The following is a 13,373-nucleotide window of genomic DNA, read 5'->3' on the forward strand; positions in this document are numbered from 1 at the left end:
CGTGCCTCAACCCCTGCCCCTGACCGGGGTGCGCGTCGCCGACCTGTCCCGGGTCCTGGCCGGCCCCTACGCCACCATGCTCCTGGCCGACATGGGGGCCGAGGTGATCAAGGTGGAGCAGCCCGGCCGGGGCGACGACACCCGCGCCTGGGGCCCGCCCTGGGCGGGCGGGGAGGCCGCCTACTTCCTGTCGGTGAACCGCAACAAGCGCAGCCTGGCCGTCGACCTGAAGGACCCCGACGGGCGGGCCGCCGTCCAGGAGCTGTGCGCGGGCGCCGACGTGGTGGTGCAGAACTTCCGCCCCGGCGTCATCGACCGCCTGGGCCTGGGCTACGCCGACGTCAGCGCCCGCAACCCGGCGGTCGTGTACTGCTCGGTGAGCGGGTTCGGGCCCGAGCACGAGCCCGCGGGCCGCCCCGGGTTCGACATCGTGGTGCAGGCCGAGAGCGGCCTGATGGGGACCACGGGCCCCGCCGAGGGCCCGGCCAGCAAGGTCGGGGTGGCCCTCACCGACGTGCTCACCGGGCTCAACGCCGCGGTGGGCATCCTGGGCGCCCTGATGCGGGCCCGCGCCACCGGCCGGGGCGAGGAGGTCAGCGCGTCCCTGATCAACTCCACCCTGTCCGGCCTGGTCAACCTCACCCAGCAGGCGCTGGTGACCGGGGCCGAGCCCGCCCGGGTCGGCAACGCGCACACCACGATCGTCCCCTACCAGGCGTTCCCCACCGCCGACGCCGACCTCGTCATCGCCGCCGGCAACGACGCGCTCTACCTGCGCATGTGCGAGGCGCTGGAGCGGCCCGACCTGGCCGCGGACCCCCGTTACGCCACCAACCCGGGCCGGGTGGAGCACCGCGGGGAGCTGGTCGGGGAGATCAGCGCGACCCTGCGCTCCCGGTCCGCCGACCACTGGGCCGAGCGCCTGCTGGCGGCGGGCGTGCCCGTGGGCCGGGTCCGCGGGGTGCTGGACGCGCTGCGCACCGCCGACGCCCGCGGCGACGACGTGCTGCGCACCGTCGACCACCCCACCGCCGGCCTCCTGGAGCAGGTCCGCGCCGGGTTCCGGCTGGAGAACACGCCTCCCCCGCTGACCGCGCCGCCCCTGCTGGGGCAGCACTCCCGGGAGATCCTCACCGAACTGGGCCTGGCCGCGGACCTGATCGACGCGATGGTCGAACGCGGCGCCGTCCAACAGCACCCGAAAGGAAACCCATGAGCGACCGCAAGGCACCCGCCCCGGACCCCCGCGACTTCCTGGCCGTGGACGCCGGACTGGACGACACCGAGCGCGACGTGCGCGACGCGGTCCGGGCGTTCGCCGCCCGCGAGCTGCTGCCCCACGTGGCGGACTGGTTCGAGGCCGGCACCCTGCCCGACCCGCGCGGCCTGGCCAAGGCGTTCGGCGACCTGGGCGTGCTCGGCATGCACCTGGAGGGGTACGGCTGCGGCGGCTCCAGCGCCGTCGCCTACGGCGTGGCCTGCCGCGAGCTGGAGGCGGTGGACTCGGGGCTGCGCAGCTTCGTGTCCGTGCAGGGCTCCCTCGCCATGGCCGCGATCCACAAGTACGGCTCCGAGGAGCAGAAGGAGCACTGGCTGCCCCGCATGGCCGCGGGCGAGGCCATCGGCTGCTTCGGCCTGACCGAGCCCGACTCCGGCTCCGACCCGGGCTCGATGCGCACGCGCGCCCGCCGGGACGGCTCCGACTGGGTGCTCGACGGCACCAAGATGTGGATCACCAACGGGTCCGTCGCCGACGTCGCCGTGGTGTGGGCCGCCACCGACGAGGGCATCCGCGGGTTCGCGGTGCCCACCGACACCCCCGGGTTCACCGCCAACGTCGTCCACAGGAAGCTGTCGCTGCGCGCCTCCATCACCTCCGAGCTGGTGCTGGAGGGGGTCCGGCTGCCCGCCGACGCGGTCCTGCCGGGCTCGCGCGGGCTGGGCTCCCCGCTGTCCTGCCTCAACGAGGCCCGCTACGGGATCGTGTGGGGCGCGGCGGGCGCGGCCCGCGCCTGCTACGAGGCGGCGCTGGAGTACGCGGGCACCCGCGAGCAGTTCGGCAGGCCGATCGCCGGCTTCCAGCTGACGCAGCGCAAGCTCGCCGACATGGTCGTGGACGTCGGCCACGCCGATCTGACCGCCCTCCAGATCGGGCGGCTCAAGGACCGGGGGCTGGCCCACCACAACCACGTCAGCTTCGGCAAGTTCGCCAACGTCGCCGCGGCCCAGCGGGTGGCCGCGGCGGCCCGGTCGGTGCACGGGGCCAACGGGATCACGCTGGAGTACCCGGTGATGCGGCACATGGTGAACCTGGAGACGGTGGCCACCTACGAGGGCACCGAGGAGATCCACGCGCTGAGCATCGGACAGGCGGTGACCGGCATCTCGGCCTTCCGGTGACCTCCGGCCTGCCGTTCCCCCCGGGCAACCACCACAATGGGGGGCAAGCGATCGAGGGAGTAGCCAGATGGTGGACGAACCGGCGAAGCGGTTCGAGATGACGCGCGGCCGACGGGTGCTCAACGCGGCGCTCGGCGGCTTCGTCAAGTACGGGGTGTGCCCGCCCGACACGTACCTGCTCACGACGCGGGGGCGCAGGACGGGCTTCCTGCGCACCGTCCCGATCAACCTCGTGGACAACAACGAGGGCCGGTTCCTGGTCGCCCCCTACGGGGAGGTCGACTGGGTGCGCAACATCCGCGCGGACGGGTTCGCGACGCTGCGCAAGGGCGGCTGGATCGAGCTGGTCAGCGTGCGCGAACTGGACGCCGCGGAGGCGGCCCCGGTGCTGCGCGAGTACGTGGACCACCCCCGCGCACTGGTGGTGGCACCGTACTTCGAGGCCCCGCCGGACGCGCCGGCCGAGGCCTTCGAGGCGGAGGCGCACCGGCACCCGGTGTTCCAGATCGTGCGGTCCACGACGATCCGCATCTGAGGTGCGGCCCCGGCCCCTCGCGGGCCGGGGCCGCCGTTCGGATTGACACCGGACGTTCATGAGTGTGTACTCACTTACATGAGCGTTACCGAAGCGGGCCGTTCCACGGCCGAGGCGCGCAGGGCGGCGATCCTGCGGCACGCGGTGCCCGTCTTCGCCCGGAGCGGCTACCACGCCACCCCGGTGACGGAGATCGCCGACGCGGCCGGGATCTCGCAGGCCTACGTCTTCCGGCTGTTCGGCAGCAAGCTGGGACTGTTCACGGCCACGCTGGACCGCTGCTTCGGGCTCATCGAACAGGCCCTGCGCGAGGGCGCGGAGAAGGCGCCCGGCGCCCCCGCGGCCCAGGTCCTGGCCGCGATGGGCGACTCCTACGCGGAGCTGATCGCCGACCGCGACCTGCTCATGCTCCAGGTGCACGCCCAGAGCGCGGCCGACGTCCCCGAGGTCCGGGAGTGCATGCGGCGCGGGTACGCCTCGACGGTCACCCTGGTGCACGAGCTGTCCGGCGGCACCCGGGAGCAGGTCCGGTACTTCATGGCCATGGGCCTGATGTGCCACCTGATCACCGCCCTGGACCTGGACGGGGTCGACGAGCCCTGGGCCCTGACCCTGACGAGCGGCATGACCGTCCACGGGCGGCGCGCCGACGGGTGAGGGCGGACGCCCGCGGCGCCCGCCCGGGCGGTCAGTTGCGGACGCGGTACACGTCGTAGACGCCGTCCACGTTGCGCACCGCGCGCAGCACGCTGCCCAGGTGGGCGGGGTCGGCCATCTCGAACGTGAACCGGCTCTGGGCGACCCGGTCCCGGCTGGTCTGCACCGTCGCCGACAGGATGTTGACGTGCTGGTCCGAGAGCACCCGGGTGATGTCCGACAGCAGCCGGGCCCGGTCCAGCGCCTCCACCTGGAGGGCCACCAGGAACAGCGAGTCCTCCGTCGGCGACCAGTCCACCCGCACCTTGCGCTCGGGGTCCAGGGTCGCGATGTTCACGCAGTCGGCGCGGTGCACCGACACCCCGTTGCCGCGGGTCACGAAGCCGACGATGTCGTCCCCGGGCACCGGCGTGCAGCACTTGGACAGGCGCGCCCACACATCGGCGTCGCCCTCCACGACCACGCCCGGGTTGCCGGGCTGGCGCTGGCGGGGCGCCTTGGCGGGCAGCGCCGGCTCGGCGATGTCCTCGGGGTGGTCGTCGGCCAGGCCCATGGAGTCGACCAGCTTGGCGACCACGTTCTGGGCGCTGACCTGCCGCTCCCCCACCGCCGCGTACAGGGCGTCCACGTCGGGATAGCGCAGCTCGTCGGCCAGGGCGACGATGGACTCCCCGCTGAACAGGCGCTTGACCGGGAGCTCCTGCTTGCGCATGACCTTCGCGATCTCCTCCTTGCCCTGCTCGATCGCGGCCTCGCGGCGCTCCTTGGTGAACCAGTGCCGGATCTTGTTGCGGGCGCGGGCGCTCTTGACGAAGTCGAGCCAGTCGCGGTTCGGCCCGGCGTCGGGGTCCTTGGAGGTGATGATCTCGACGGTCTCGCCGTTGTGCAGCTCGGTCTCCAGCGACACCAGGCGGCCGTTGACCCGGGCGCCCACCGTGCGGTGGCCGACCTCGGTGTGCACGGCGTAGGCGAAGTCGACCGCGGTGGCGCCCTGCGGCAGCGAGATGACGTCGCCCTGCGGGGTGAAGACGAACACCTCCTGCACCGACAGGTCGAAGCGCAGCGACTCCAGGAACTCGCCGGGGTCCTTGGTCTCCTGCTGCCAGTCGATGAGCTGGCGCAGCCACGCCATGTCGGAGCCGCCCTTGGGCGTGGCCGCGGTCCCGCCGCTGTTGCGGTCCTCCTTGTACTTCCAGTGGGCGGCGATGCCGTACTCGGCGCGCCGGTGCATGGCGCGGGTGCGGATCTGCAGCTCCACCGGGTTGCCCGAGGGTCCGATGACCGTCGTGTGCAGCGACTGGTACATGTTGAACTTGGGCATGGCGATGTAGTCCTTGAACCGCCCGGGCACGGGGTTCCACCTGGCGTGGATGGTCCCCAGGGCCGCGTAGCAGTCGCGGACGCTGTCCACCAGCACCCGCACGGCGATGAGGTCGTAGATCTCGTCGAAGCCGACGTTGCGGGCGATCATCTTCTGGTAGATCGAGTAGTAGTGCTTGGGCCGCCCCTTGACGGTGGCCTTGATCTTGGACTCGCGCAGGTCGCCGGAGACCGCCTCGATGACCTCCTGGAGGTACACGTCGCGGCGGGGGGCGCGCTCGGACACCAGGCGGGCGATCTCGTCGAACCGCTTGGGGTAGAGGGTGGCGAACGCCAGGTCCTCCAGCTCCCACTTGATGGTGTTCATGCCCAGGCGGTGGGCGAGGGGGGCGAAGATCTCCAGGGTCTCGCGGGCCTTCTTCTCTCGTTTGGCGACCGAGGGCAGGTAGCGCAGGGTGCGCATGTTGTGCAGCCGGTCGCAGAGCTTGATGACCAGCACGCGGATGTCGCGGGCCATGGCCACGACCATCTTGCGGACGGTCTCGGCCTGGGTGGCCTCGCCGTACTTGACCTTGTCGAGCTTGGTGACGCCGTCGACCAGCTCGGCGATCTCGTCGCCGAAGTCCGCGCGCAGCTCGCCGAGCGTGTACCCGGTGTCCTCGACGGTGTCGTGCAGCAGGGCGGCGGCCAGGGTGGCCTCCTGCATGCCGAGTTCGGCGAGGATGGTGGCGACGGCGAGCGGGTGGGTGATGTAGGGGTCGCCGCTCTTGCGTTTCTGGTCCCGGTGGTGGTGGGCGGCCACTTCGTAGGCGCGCTCGATGAGCCGCACGTCCACCTTGGGGTGGGTGGCGCGCACGGTCTTGATCAGTGGTTCCAGCACCGGGTTCATCGTCACTCCCCGCTGGGCGCCGAGTCGGGCGAGTCTCCTGCGGACCCGCACGGTGGAGGGCGTGGATGCGGTGGAGGGCGCCGCCGTGGCGGCGCCCTCCTGGCGGTCGTCGGTCGTGGGGGCGTTCCCGTCGGTCCCGGGGCGGGCGGCGTCCTGTCGCGTCCCGTTCCCGGTTACCTCCCCGGTCGGGACCACTTCGCCTGGCATGCCTACCTCCCGCGGTTCCGCCCGGATCGTACGGGCGGTCGGCGTCGCCCGGCTTCTCCGGTGCACGTGCGTATCTTCAGGTCCGGTCGCCGATCACGGCCGCGGTGCCGCTCCCCGTCCAGTCTAGTGTCCCCCGCCCGCCTCCCACCGGCGCTGACGCGCGGCGACGCGGTCGGCGGCCGCGGGCTCAGGGGGCCTCCGGTACGCCGGATCCCGGTACGCCGGACGTCGGGTCGGCGGGTGCGGGCGGGTCTCTCAGACCGAGAGGAGGGCGTGCGGCTCCACGTCGGACAGCCTCTCGCGCCCCCCGAGAGCCGTGAGCTCCATCAGGACGGAGAATCCCACGACCGTACCACCCGCCTTGCGGACCAGGTCCACCGCGGCCCGCCCGGTGCCCCCGGTGGCCAGCACGTCGTCGACGATGAGCACCCGGGAGCCCTCGGTGACCGCGTCGGCGTGGATCTCCACGGTCGCGGTCCCGTACTCCAGATCATAGGGCTGCTCGATCACGGCCGCGGGCAGTTTCCCGGCTTTGCGCGCGGGGACGAACCCGGCGCCGAGCGCCAGGGCCACCGGGGCGCCGAAGATGAATCCGCGGGCCTCCAGACCGACCACGTGGTCCACGCCGGCGTCCCGGAAGGGCTCGGCGAGGCCGGCGACGGTGGCGGCCAGCGCCGCGGGGTCGTTGAGCAGCGGCGTGATGTCCTTGAACAGGATGCCGGGCTTGGGGAAGTCCGGGATGTCGCGGATGCGGCCCAGGAGCAGGTCCGGGGCGGCGGCGGTGTCCGCGGGGGTGTCGTCGTGGGCCATGGTGCGGTGTGGACCTTACTGGTGTTCCGGGGTGGCTGTCGTTGCGGCACGTCCGTGCCGTGCGGTGCCGGCGCTCCTGCGGGGGCGGCCGCTGGGGCGGCCGCACACGGCGGTACCGGCCCCGGTGGGGGCCGGTACCGGAGGATCCGCGCGTCGGCGCGCCGGGCCGCCGACCCCGGGGCGGTATCGCCACGGGGCGCGTGCGGCGGCCGTCAGTTGTTGGGCTTGGGGTCGTCGTCGCCGAAGTCGGGGCGGTCCTCGACCGGCGTGTCGTCGGCCTGCGGGGTGAGGATCTCACCGATGCCCGGCTTGAGCATGCGGATCCGGGTGCCCGGCGAGATCTCGAGGATCACGTCGTTGTCCTGGACCTCGACGACGGTGCCGTAGATACCCGCCTTGGTCATGACCTCGACCCCGGGGACGAGGGCGCTCTGCATCTGCGCCTCCTGCTGGCGCCGCTTCTGGTTGGGCCGCCAGATGAGCAGCCAGAACACCAGGAGGATGAGGGCGATCATGGGGAGCGAGGAGAGGATTCCTCCGCCCGCGGGCGCGGCTCCGTCGGCGAGTTGGTAAAGGCCCTGCACGGGGCGTCCTTCCTGAAGTCTTCGTCTGTGGCCGGCGGCGCGGTCGACGCGGCGGCCACCCTGTTCGTGCCGGTCGGACGTGTTCGGCCCGCACGGCACCCGGTGGCTACAACGTTCCGGGCGGCCGATGCGTTCCTTCGGTGCCGGAACGCACTCTCCGGACCGGGGTGTCACCCCGTATCTCCGTCGGTCCGTCACAGCTTACGTGTCGCCGGTCACCGTTCCCCAACCGGCGCGGATCGGAGTGTTAACGGTCGCACCCCGCCTCCGGAGGCGGCCGCGACCCGCGCCGGGGCGGTTCAGGGGGTGCCCGAGGACCCGTTGCCGTTGGTTCCGTTGGCACCGCCGGAACCCGTGGTGCCGCCGCCCTGGGCCGCGGCGGCCGCGCCGAAGGCGGCGTCCGGCGGGGGTGTGAGCCCCAGGTGGGCCCAGGCGAGCGGAGTGGCGACCCGGCCGCGCGGGGTGCGGGCCAGGAACCCGGAGCGGACCAGGAACGGCTCGGCGACCACCTCCACGGTCTCGGCCTCCTCCCCCACCGACACGGCCAGGGTGGACAGGCCCACCGGGCCGCCGCGGAAGCGGCGGAGCAGCACGTCGAGGATGGCGCGGTCGAGGCGGTCCAGGCCCAGGGCGTCCACCTCGTACAGCTCCAGGGTGGCGCGGGCGGTGTCCAGGGACATGATCCCGTCGCCGCGCACCTCGGCGTAGTCGCGGACCCGGCGCAGCAGCCGGTTGGCGATGCGGGGCGTGCCGCGCGAGCGCCCGGCGATCTCGCGGGCGGCGTCCTCGGCCAGCGGGACGCCGAGCAGCCCGGCCGAGCGGTGCAGGATGCGCTCCAGCTCCTCGGCCGAGTAGAAGTCCATGTGGGCGGTGAACCCGAACCGGTCGCGCAGCGGGGCGGGCAGCATCCCGGCCCGGGTGGTGGCGCCGACCAGGGTGAAGGGGGCGATCTCCAGGGGGATGGCGGTGGCGCCGGGTCCCTTGCCCACGACCACGTCGACCCGGAAGTCCTCCATGGCGACGTAGAGCATCTCCTCGGCGGGGCGGGCCATCCGGTGGATCTCGTCCAGGAACAGCACCTCGCCCTCCTGGAGGGTGGACAGCACCGCGGCCAGGTCGCCGGAGCGCTCGATGGCGGGGCCGGAGGTGATGCGCAGGGGGGAGCCCAGCTCGGCGGCGATGATCATGGCCAGGGTGGTCTTGCCCAGGCCCGGGCCGCCGGACATGAGGATGTGGTCGGGGGCGCGGTTGCGCTTGCGGGCGCTGTCCAGGACCAGGGAGAGCTGTTCGCGCACCCGTTCCTGGCCGACGAACTCGTCGAGCGCGCGCGGCCGCAGGGCGCCCTCCAGCCGGCGCTCGTCGGCTCCGGCCTCGGAGGAGACGGCCTCCCGGGCGTACGGCCCGGGGAGGTCCCGGTCCGCCGGTCCCGTCGGTCGGTCGTGGTCGTCGTACACGGTGGGCCCTCCTAGGCGCGGCTGAGGGTGCGCAGGGCGCTGCGCAGCAGGACGGCGACGTCGGCGGTCTCCTCGGCCTGGGGCGCGACGGCGGCGGCCGCGGCCTCGGCGTCCTTGGCGGACCAGCCCAGGTTGACCAGGCCGGAGACCACCTGGGTGCGCCAGGCGCCGTTGGGCCCGGCCCCGGCGCCGTCCGGGACCGGCGGCAGGGTGCCGTCGGTGAAGACGGGCGGGTCGATCTTCCCGCGCAGCTCCAGGACGATGCGCTGGGCGCCCTTCTTGCCGATGCCCGGGACCCGGGTCAGGGCGTTGGTGTCCTCGGTGGCCACGGCGTGGCGCAGGGAGTCGGGGCTGTGCACCGAGAGCATGGCCAGGGCCAGCCGGGGGCCGACCCCGGAGGCGGTCTGGAGCTGCTCGAACAGGTGCTTCTCGTCGTCGTCGGCGAATCCGAAGAGGGTGAGGGAGTCCTCGCGCACGACGAGGCTGGTGGCGACGGTGCCGGTCTCCCCCACGTGCAGGCGGGACAGGGCGCTCGGGGTGCACTGCACGGACATGCCGACCCCGCCGACGTCGATGACGGCGCTGCCGGCGCCGCGTGCGGCCACCCGGCCGGTGAGGAACGCGATCATGTCATGGGGGCACCGGGTGCCCTTCTCCTTCCCTAGGGGCGGGCGCCGCGGGCGCGGCGGGCCAGTTCGACCTTGCGGGCGAAGTCCTGCTGTGCCTGGGCCACCCGGGCCTGGGCGCCGCCGCGCCAGATGTGGCAGATGGCCAGGGCGACCGCGTCGGCCGCGTCGGCGGGGCGGGGCGGGCCGTCGAGTCCGAGGATACGCGCGACCATGGTGCCGACCTGCGCCTTGTCCGCGCGGCCGCTGCCGGTGATGGCGGCCTTGGCCTCGCTGGGGGTGTGCAGGGCGACGGGCAGGCCGCGGCGGGCGGCGCAGACCAGGGCGATGCCGCTGGCCTGGGCGGTGCCCATGACGGTGCTGAGGTTGTGCTGGGCGAAGACCCGCTCGACGGCGACGGCGTCGGGGCGGACCTCGTCGAGCCAGCGCTCGATGCCGCGCTCGACGCCCAGCAGGCGCTGGGGCAGGTCCTCGTCGGGGGAGGTGCGGATGGCGTCGGCGCCGATGAGGCTCAGGGGGCGGCCGATGGCGCCCTCGACGGCGCCGACGCCGCACCGGGTGAGCCCCGGGTCGATTCCCAGCACGCGCACGCGCCCCACACCTTTCTCGAACGTTCGTTCGCACCATGCTAATGCCGCGGGACGACAGGAGTCCCGCGCCCGGCCCGGCGTGTCTCGGGGGCCGTGCCGGTCGAGCGTACCGGGGCCCGGGGACGGGGCGGGGGCGTTCAGGCGCGGCCGGTCCCCCACAGGTCGGCCAGGGCGGCGCGGCGCTCGGCCCGGGAGAGGCCGCGCAGGTCGGCGACGCCGCGCTCGGTGACCACGACCTCCACGTCCTGGGAGGGGGTGGTGACCGGCCGGGAGAGGCGTTCGACCAGGGTGGAACGGCCGCGGTGGCGGGTGGGGACGGCGATGACGCTGAGCCCGCCGACGGAGCGGGTGGCGGCCGCGGCGTAGTCGGAGTGGCCGCCGATGCCGCCGAGCACGCCCCGGGCGGTGCCCTCGACGTTGACCTGGCCGTCGTGGTCGATCTCCACCGCGGTGTTGACGGCGACGAAGGGGTCGGCGGACAGGCGGCCGGGGTCCAGGACGTGTTCCACGGAGTGCAGCAGGGGGCGGCCGTCGGCCCAGGCGTGCAGGCGCGGGCCGCCGACGAGGTACATGCCCACGGGGTCGCCCAGCAGCAGGCCGCGCTCGTCGAGGTCGACGGCGGCCTCGGGCAGCGGCCCGGAGTCGATGCGCACGGGGACCCGCAGCTCGGCGGCCAGGGCGGCGGGCACGGGGCCGAAGCCGAGCTGGAGGCGGGCGCCGGCGGGGATGAGGGGCGCCAGGTGGCGGGCGATGGCGGCCTGGTCGGGGCCGGTGGGCGAGGGGCGCAGGGTCCCGGCGGTGCGGTCGCTCTCCCCGATGACGACGACGCGGTCGGCGGGCAGCGGCGGCCCGGCGTCGGCGCGGGGCAGGTTCGGCGAGACCACCCCGGCGACCAGGGCGCCCGCCTCGACGGCGGTGCGCAGCCAGCCGGCCTCGCTGCCGAAGGCGTACCCGCCGGGCACCGGGACCACCGAGGCGACGAGCAGGTCGGGACGCCACAGGCCGTGCAGCAGGGCGGGGACGGCGGACATGCGCACCGGCGGGTGGGCGATGAGGCCGCGGTCGACGTGATCGCGCAGGCCCCAGCCGGGCATGACGGTGCGGGCGTCGGCGAACGCGGCGGGGTCGAGCCCGGGGTCGGCCTCGGGGACCCAGCCCAGGACGAGGCGGACGCCGCCGGCGCGCGCGGCGGCCGCGCACAGGTCGGCGGTGACGCTCCGCGGGGCGCCGAACCCGTCGCCCAGGGCGACGGTCGCGCCCGGTCCCACCAGGTCCGTCAGGCTCTCCACGCTCTCCCCTTCCGCCGGACCGACCGTACCGGACCGGGCGGCCCGGCCGGGAAAAGGGGGTGGACTCCGCGGCGGGGGCCGTGCTAAGTTCTTCTCGAAGCGAGAAAAACTCACTCTGAGAAGAACTGGACCGACCATGGTGGACGACGGGATGCGGCGGGACGCGGACGAACGGGAGTTCCTGGCCGCCTACGACCCGCACGCCTACGCCCCCGTCGCGGTGACCGTCGACGTCGTGGCGATGACCATCCGCGCCCGGGAGCCGCTGGTGCTGCTGGTCCGCCGGGGCGCCAGCCCGCAGAAGGGCCGGTGGGCGCTGCCCGGCGGCTTCGTCCGGGCCGAGGACGACCCCCGGGGGCCCGCCGACCCCGACCTGCCCGACGCCGCGCTGCGCGTCCTGGCCGAGAAGACCGCCCTGCCCACCACCCTGCACCTGGAGCAGCTGGGCACCTACGGCGCCCGCGGCCGCGACCCCCGCATGCGGGTCTTCTCGGTGGCGTACATGCTGCTCGCCCCCGACCTGCCCGACCCCGAGCAGGGCCGCGACACCGCCGAGGCCGCCTGGGTCCCCTGGCGCGACCTCGGGCACGGCGGCACCGCGCGGTACGAGCCCGCCTTCGACCACGCGCGGATCATCGCCGACGCCGTCGAGCGGGCCCGCGCCAAGCTGGAGTACACCTCCCTGGCCACCGCGTTCCTGCCGCCGGTGTTCACCATCACCGACCTGCGCGAGGTGTACGAGGCGGTGTGGGACCGGTCCCTGCACGCCGCCAACTTCCACCGCAAGATCCTCGCCGCCCCCGGCTTCGTCCGGGACACCGGGGAGCTCGCCGACCGCGGCGGCTCCGGCGGGGGCCGCCGCCCCCGCCTGTACCGGGCGGGCGGCACCGCCGCCCTGCACCCGCCGCTGCTCAGGAGCGCCCCATGACCCCCGTGGAGGTCCCGATGACCGTCGAGGAGGCCGCCCGCGCCGTCCTCACCGCCCGCGACCCGTCCGACCTGTTCGGGCCGCTGCCCGCCGACGACACCGTGCCCGCGGCGGCCTCGTCCGCCCACCGGCGGCTCGCCCGCCTGCTGCACCCCGACACCCCCGGGGGCGACGCCGCGCTGTTCACCCGGCTGACCGGGATGTGGACGCGCTACCAGGAGGCCGTCCGGGGCCGGATCGGGTTCGACGACCACGTGGTGGTGACCGCCGCCCGCGGCTACCACGTGGGGTCCTCCCCCCTGGCCTCGGGCGACGTCGCCGACCTGTACCCCGTCCGCTACCGGGACGGCGACTGGCGCGACGCCGTGATCAAGGTGCCCCGGTCCCCGCGCGACAACGACCTCATGGAGGCCGAGGCCACCGCCCTGGAGCGGATCCGCGAGCGCGGGCCGGAGGAGGCGCGGGCGTTCTTCCCCCGGCTGCTGGAGTCGATCCGCCACCGCGACGCCGCGACCGGGGTCGAGCGCAGGGCCAACGTGCTGGACCGGCTGGACGGCTTCCACAGCCTGGCCGATGTGCGCCGCGCCCACCCCGACGGCGTCGACCCGCGCGACGCCGCGTGGATGTGGCGCCGCCTGCTGGTGGCGGTCGACGCGGCCTCCCGGGCCGGGGTGGTGCACGGGGCGGTGGTGCCCGAACACGTGCTGATCCACCCCGGGGAGCACGGCCTGGTCCTGGTCGACTGGTGCTACTCGGTCACCGCGCACGCCGCGCGCACCACCCCGCACATCCCCGCGATGGTCCCCCACCGCAAGGACCTCTACCCGTCCGAGGTGGCCGAACGCGGCCCCGCCTCGGTGCGGACCGACATCTACATGGCGACCCGGTGCATCGAGTACGTCACCGCCGGGCGCCTGCCGCGGGAGCTGCGCTCGTTCGCCAGGGGCTGTGCCCTGCCGGCGGCGCGGCAGCGCCCCTCCGACGGGTTCGCCCTGCTGATCGAACTCGACGAGGTCCTGGAGCGGCTCTACGGGCCGCGCCGGTTCCGCCCCTTCACCATGCCGGACTGACCCCGCGGACCACC

The 13,373-nt window shown here is 74.3% G+C and carries 13 protein-coding genes; 6 read left to right on the forward strand and 7 right to left on the reverse strand.

All coding sequences use genetic code 11. The features are described 5' to 3' along the window. Position 1: 1 nt before the first annotated feature. The 4 genes from ACFVNO_RS17445 (at position 2) to ACFVNO_RS17460 (ending at position 3,592) form a co-directional block, all read left to right on the forward strand. Positions 2-1,216, forward strand: coding sequence for a CoA transferase (locus ACFVNO_RS17445; protein ID WP_355260062.1), 1,215 nt, complete (start codon positions 2-4; stop codon positions 1,214-1,216). After that, the gene (locus tag ACFVNO_RS17450; protein ID WP_355260059.1) at positions 1,213-2,400 is read left to right on the forward strand and encodes an acyl-CoA dehydrogenase family protein; all 1,188 of its coding nucleotides are present in this window, start codon (positions 1,213-1,215) and stop codon (positions 2,398-2,400) included. Before ACFVNO_RS17445 ends, ACFVNO_RS17450 begins: the two co-directional genes overlap by 4 nt. Positions 2,401-2,467: 67 nt before the next feature. Continuing rightward, positions 2,468-2,935, forward strand: a complete 468-nt coding sequence (locus ACFVNO_RS17455; protein ID WP_220562543.1) for a nitroreductase family deazaflavin-dependent oxidoreductase — start codon at positions 2,468-2,470, stop codon at positions 2,933-2,935. A 78-nt stretch (positions 2,936-3,013) separates the two neighbouring features. Next, positions 3,014-3,592 carry a TetR/AcrR family transcriptional regulator gene (locus ACFVNO_RS17460; protein ID WP_355260056.1) on the forward strand — a complete coding sequence of 193 codons (579 nt, stop codon included), beginning with the start codon at positions 3,014-3,016 and terminating at the stop codon, positions 3,590-3,592. 31 nt (positions 3,593-3,623) lie between these two features. On the opposite strand, the gene ACFVNO_RS17465 is transcribed toward ACFVNO_RS17460, so the two are convergent. The 7 genes from ACFVNO_RS17465 to ACFVNO_RS17495 form a co-directional block, all read right to left on the reverse strand. After that, complete coding sequence (locus tag ACFVNO_RS17465; protein ID WP_355260269.1) at positions 3,624-5,801, reverse strand: bifunctional (p)ppGpp synthetase/guanosine-3',5'-bis(diphosphate) 3'-pyrophosphohydrolase; 2,178 nt, start codon at positions 5,799-5,801, stop codon at positions 3,624-3,626. A gap of 462 nt (positions 5,802-6,263) precedes the next feature. Next, positions 6,264-6,818 carry an adenine phosphoribosyltransferase gene (locus tag ACFVNO_RS17470; RefSeq protein WP_355260053.1) on the reverse strand — a complete coding sequence of 185 codons (555 nt, stop codon included), beginning with the start codon at positions 6,816-6,818 and terminating at the stop codon, positions 6,264-6,266. 212 nt (positions 6,819-7,030) lie between these two features. Continuing rightward, complete coding sequence (gene yajC, locus ACFVNO_RS17475) at positions 7,031-7,402, reverse strand: preprotein translocase subunit YajC (RefSeq protein WP_220562546.1); 372 nt, start codon at positions 7,400-7,402, stop codon at positions 7,031-7,033. Positions 7,403-7,701: 299 nt separating this feature from the next. Beyond that, the gene (gene ruvB, locus ACFVNO_RS17480; protein ID WP_355260050.1) at positions 7,702-8,856 is read right to left on the reverse strand and encodes a Holliday junction branch migration DNA helicase RuvB; all 1,155 of its coding nucleotides are present in this window, start codon (positions 8,854-8,856) and stop codon (positions 7,702-7,704) included. Positions 8,857-8,867: 11 nt separating this feature from the next. Beyond that, positions 8,868-9,485 carry a Holliday junction branch migration protein RuvA gene (gene ruvA, locus ACFVNO_RS17485; protein ID WP_355260047.1) on the reverse strand — a complete coding sequence of 206 codons (618 nt, stop codon included), beginning with the start codon at positions 9,483-9,485 and terminating at the stop codon, positions 8,868-8,870. Between the two features lie 32 nt (positions 9,486-9,517). Beyond that, positions 9,518-10,072, reverse strand: a complete 555-nt coding sequence (gene ruvC / locus ACFVNO_RS17490; protein WP_220562549.1) for a crossover junction endodeoxyribonuclease RuvC — start codon at positions 10,070-10,072, stop codon at positions 9,518-9,520. Between the two features lie 137 nt (positions 10,073-10,209). Next, a complete protein-coding gene (locus ACFVNO_RS17495) occupies positions 10,210-11,361 on the reverse strand; it encodes an acetyl-CoA hydrolase/transferase C-terminal domain-containing protein (RefSeq protein ID WP_378893748.1) in 1,152 nt (383 codons plus the stop codon). A gap of 136 nt (positions 11,362-11,497) precedes the next feature. Here ACFVNO_RS17495 and ACFVNO_RS17500 point away from each other — a divergent pair, with 136 nt between their 5' ends. Further along, positions 11,498-12,289 (forward strand): NUDIX domain-containing protein, encoded by a 792-nt coding sequence (locus ACFVNO_RS17500; protein WP_355260041.1) that lies wholly within the window; start codon positions 11,498-11,500, stop codon positions 12,287-12,289. Continuing rightward, on the forward strand, positions 12,286-13,359 hold the full coding sequence (locus ACFVNO_RS17505) for a molecular chaperone DnaJ (protein ID WP_378893751.1): 1,074 nt from the start codon (positions 12,286-12,288) through the stop codon (positions 13,357-13,359). The genes ACFVNO_RS17500 and ACFVNO_RS17505 overlap by 4 nt, the downstream gene beginning before the upstream one ends. Positions 13,360-13,373 lie beyond the last annotated feature (14 nt).

Origin of the sequence: Nocardiopsis sp. NPDC057823 (assembly GCF_042797335.1) — a bacterium.
In the GTDB taxonomy this organism is placed as follows: domain Bacteria; phylum Actinomycetota; class Actinomycetes; order Streptosporangiales; family Streptosporangiaceae; genus Nocardiopsis; species Nocardiopsis changdeensis.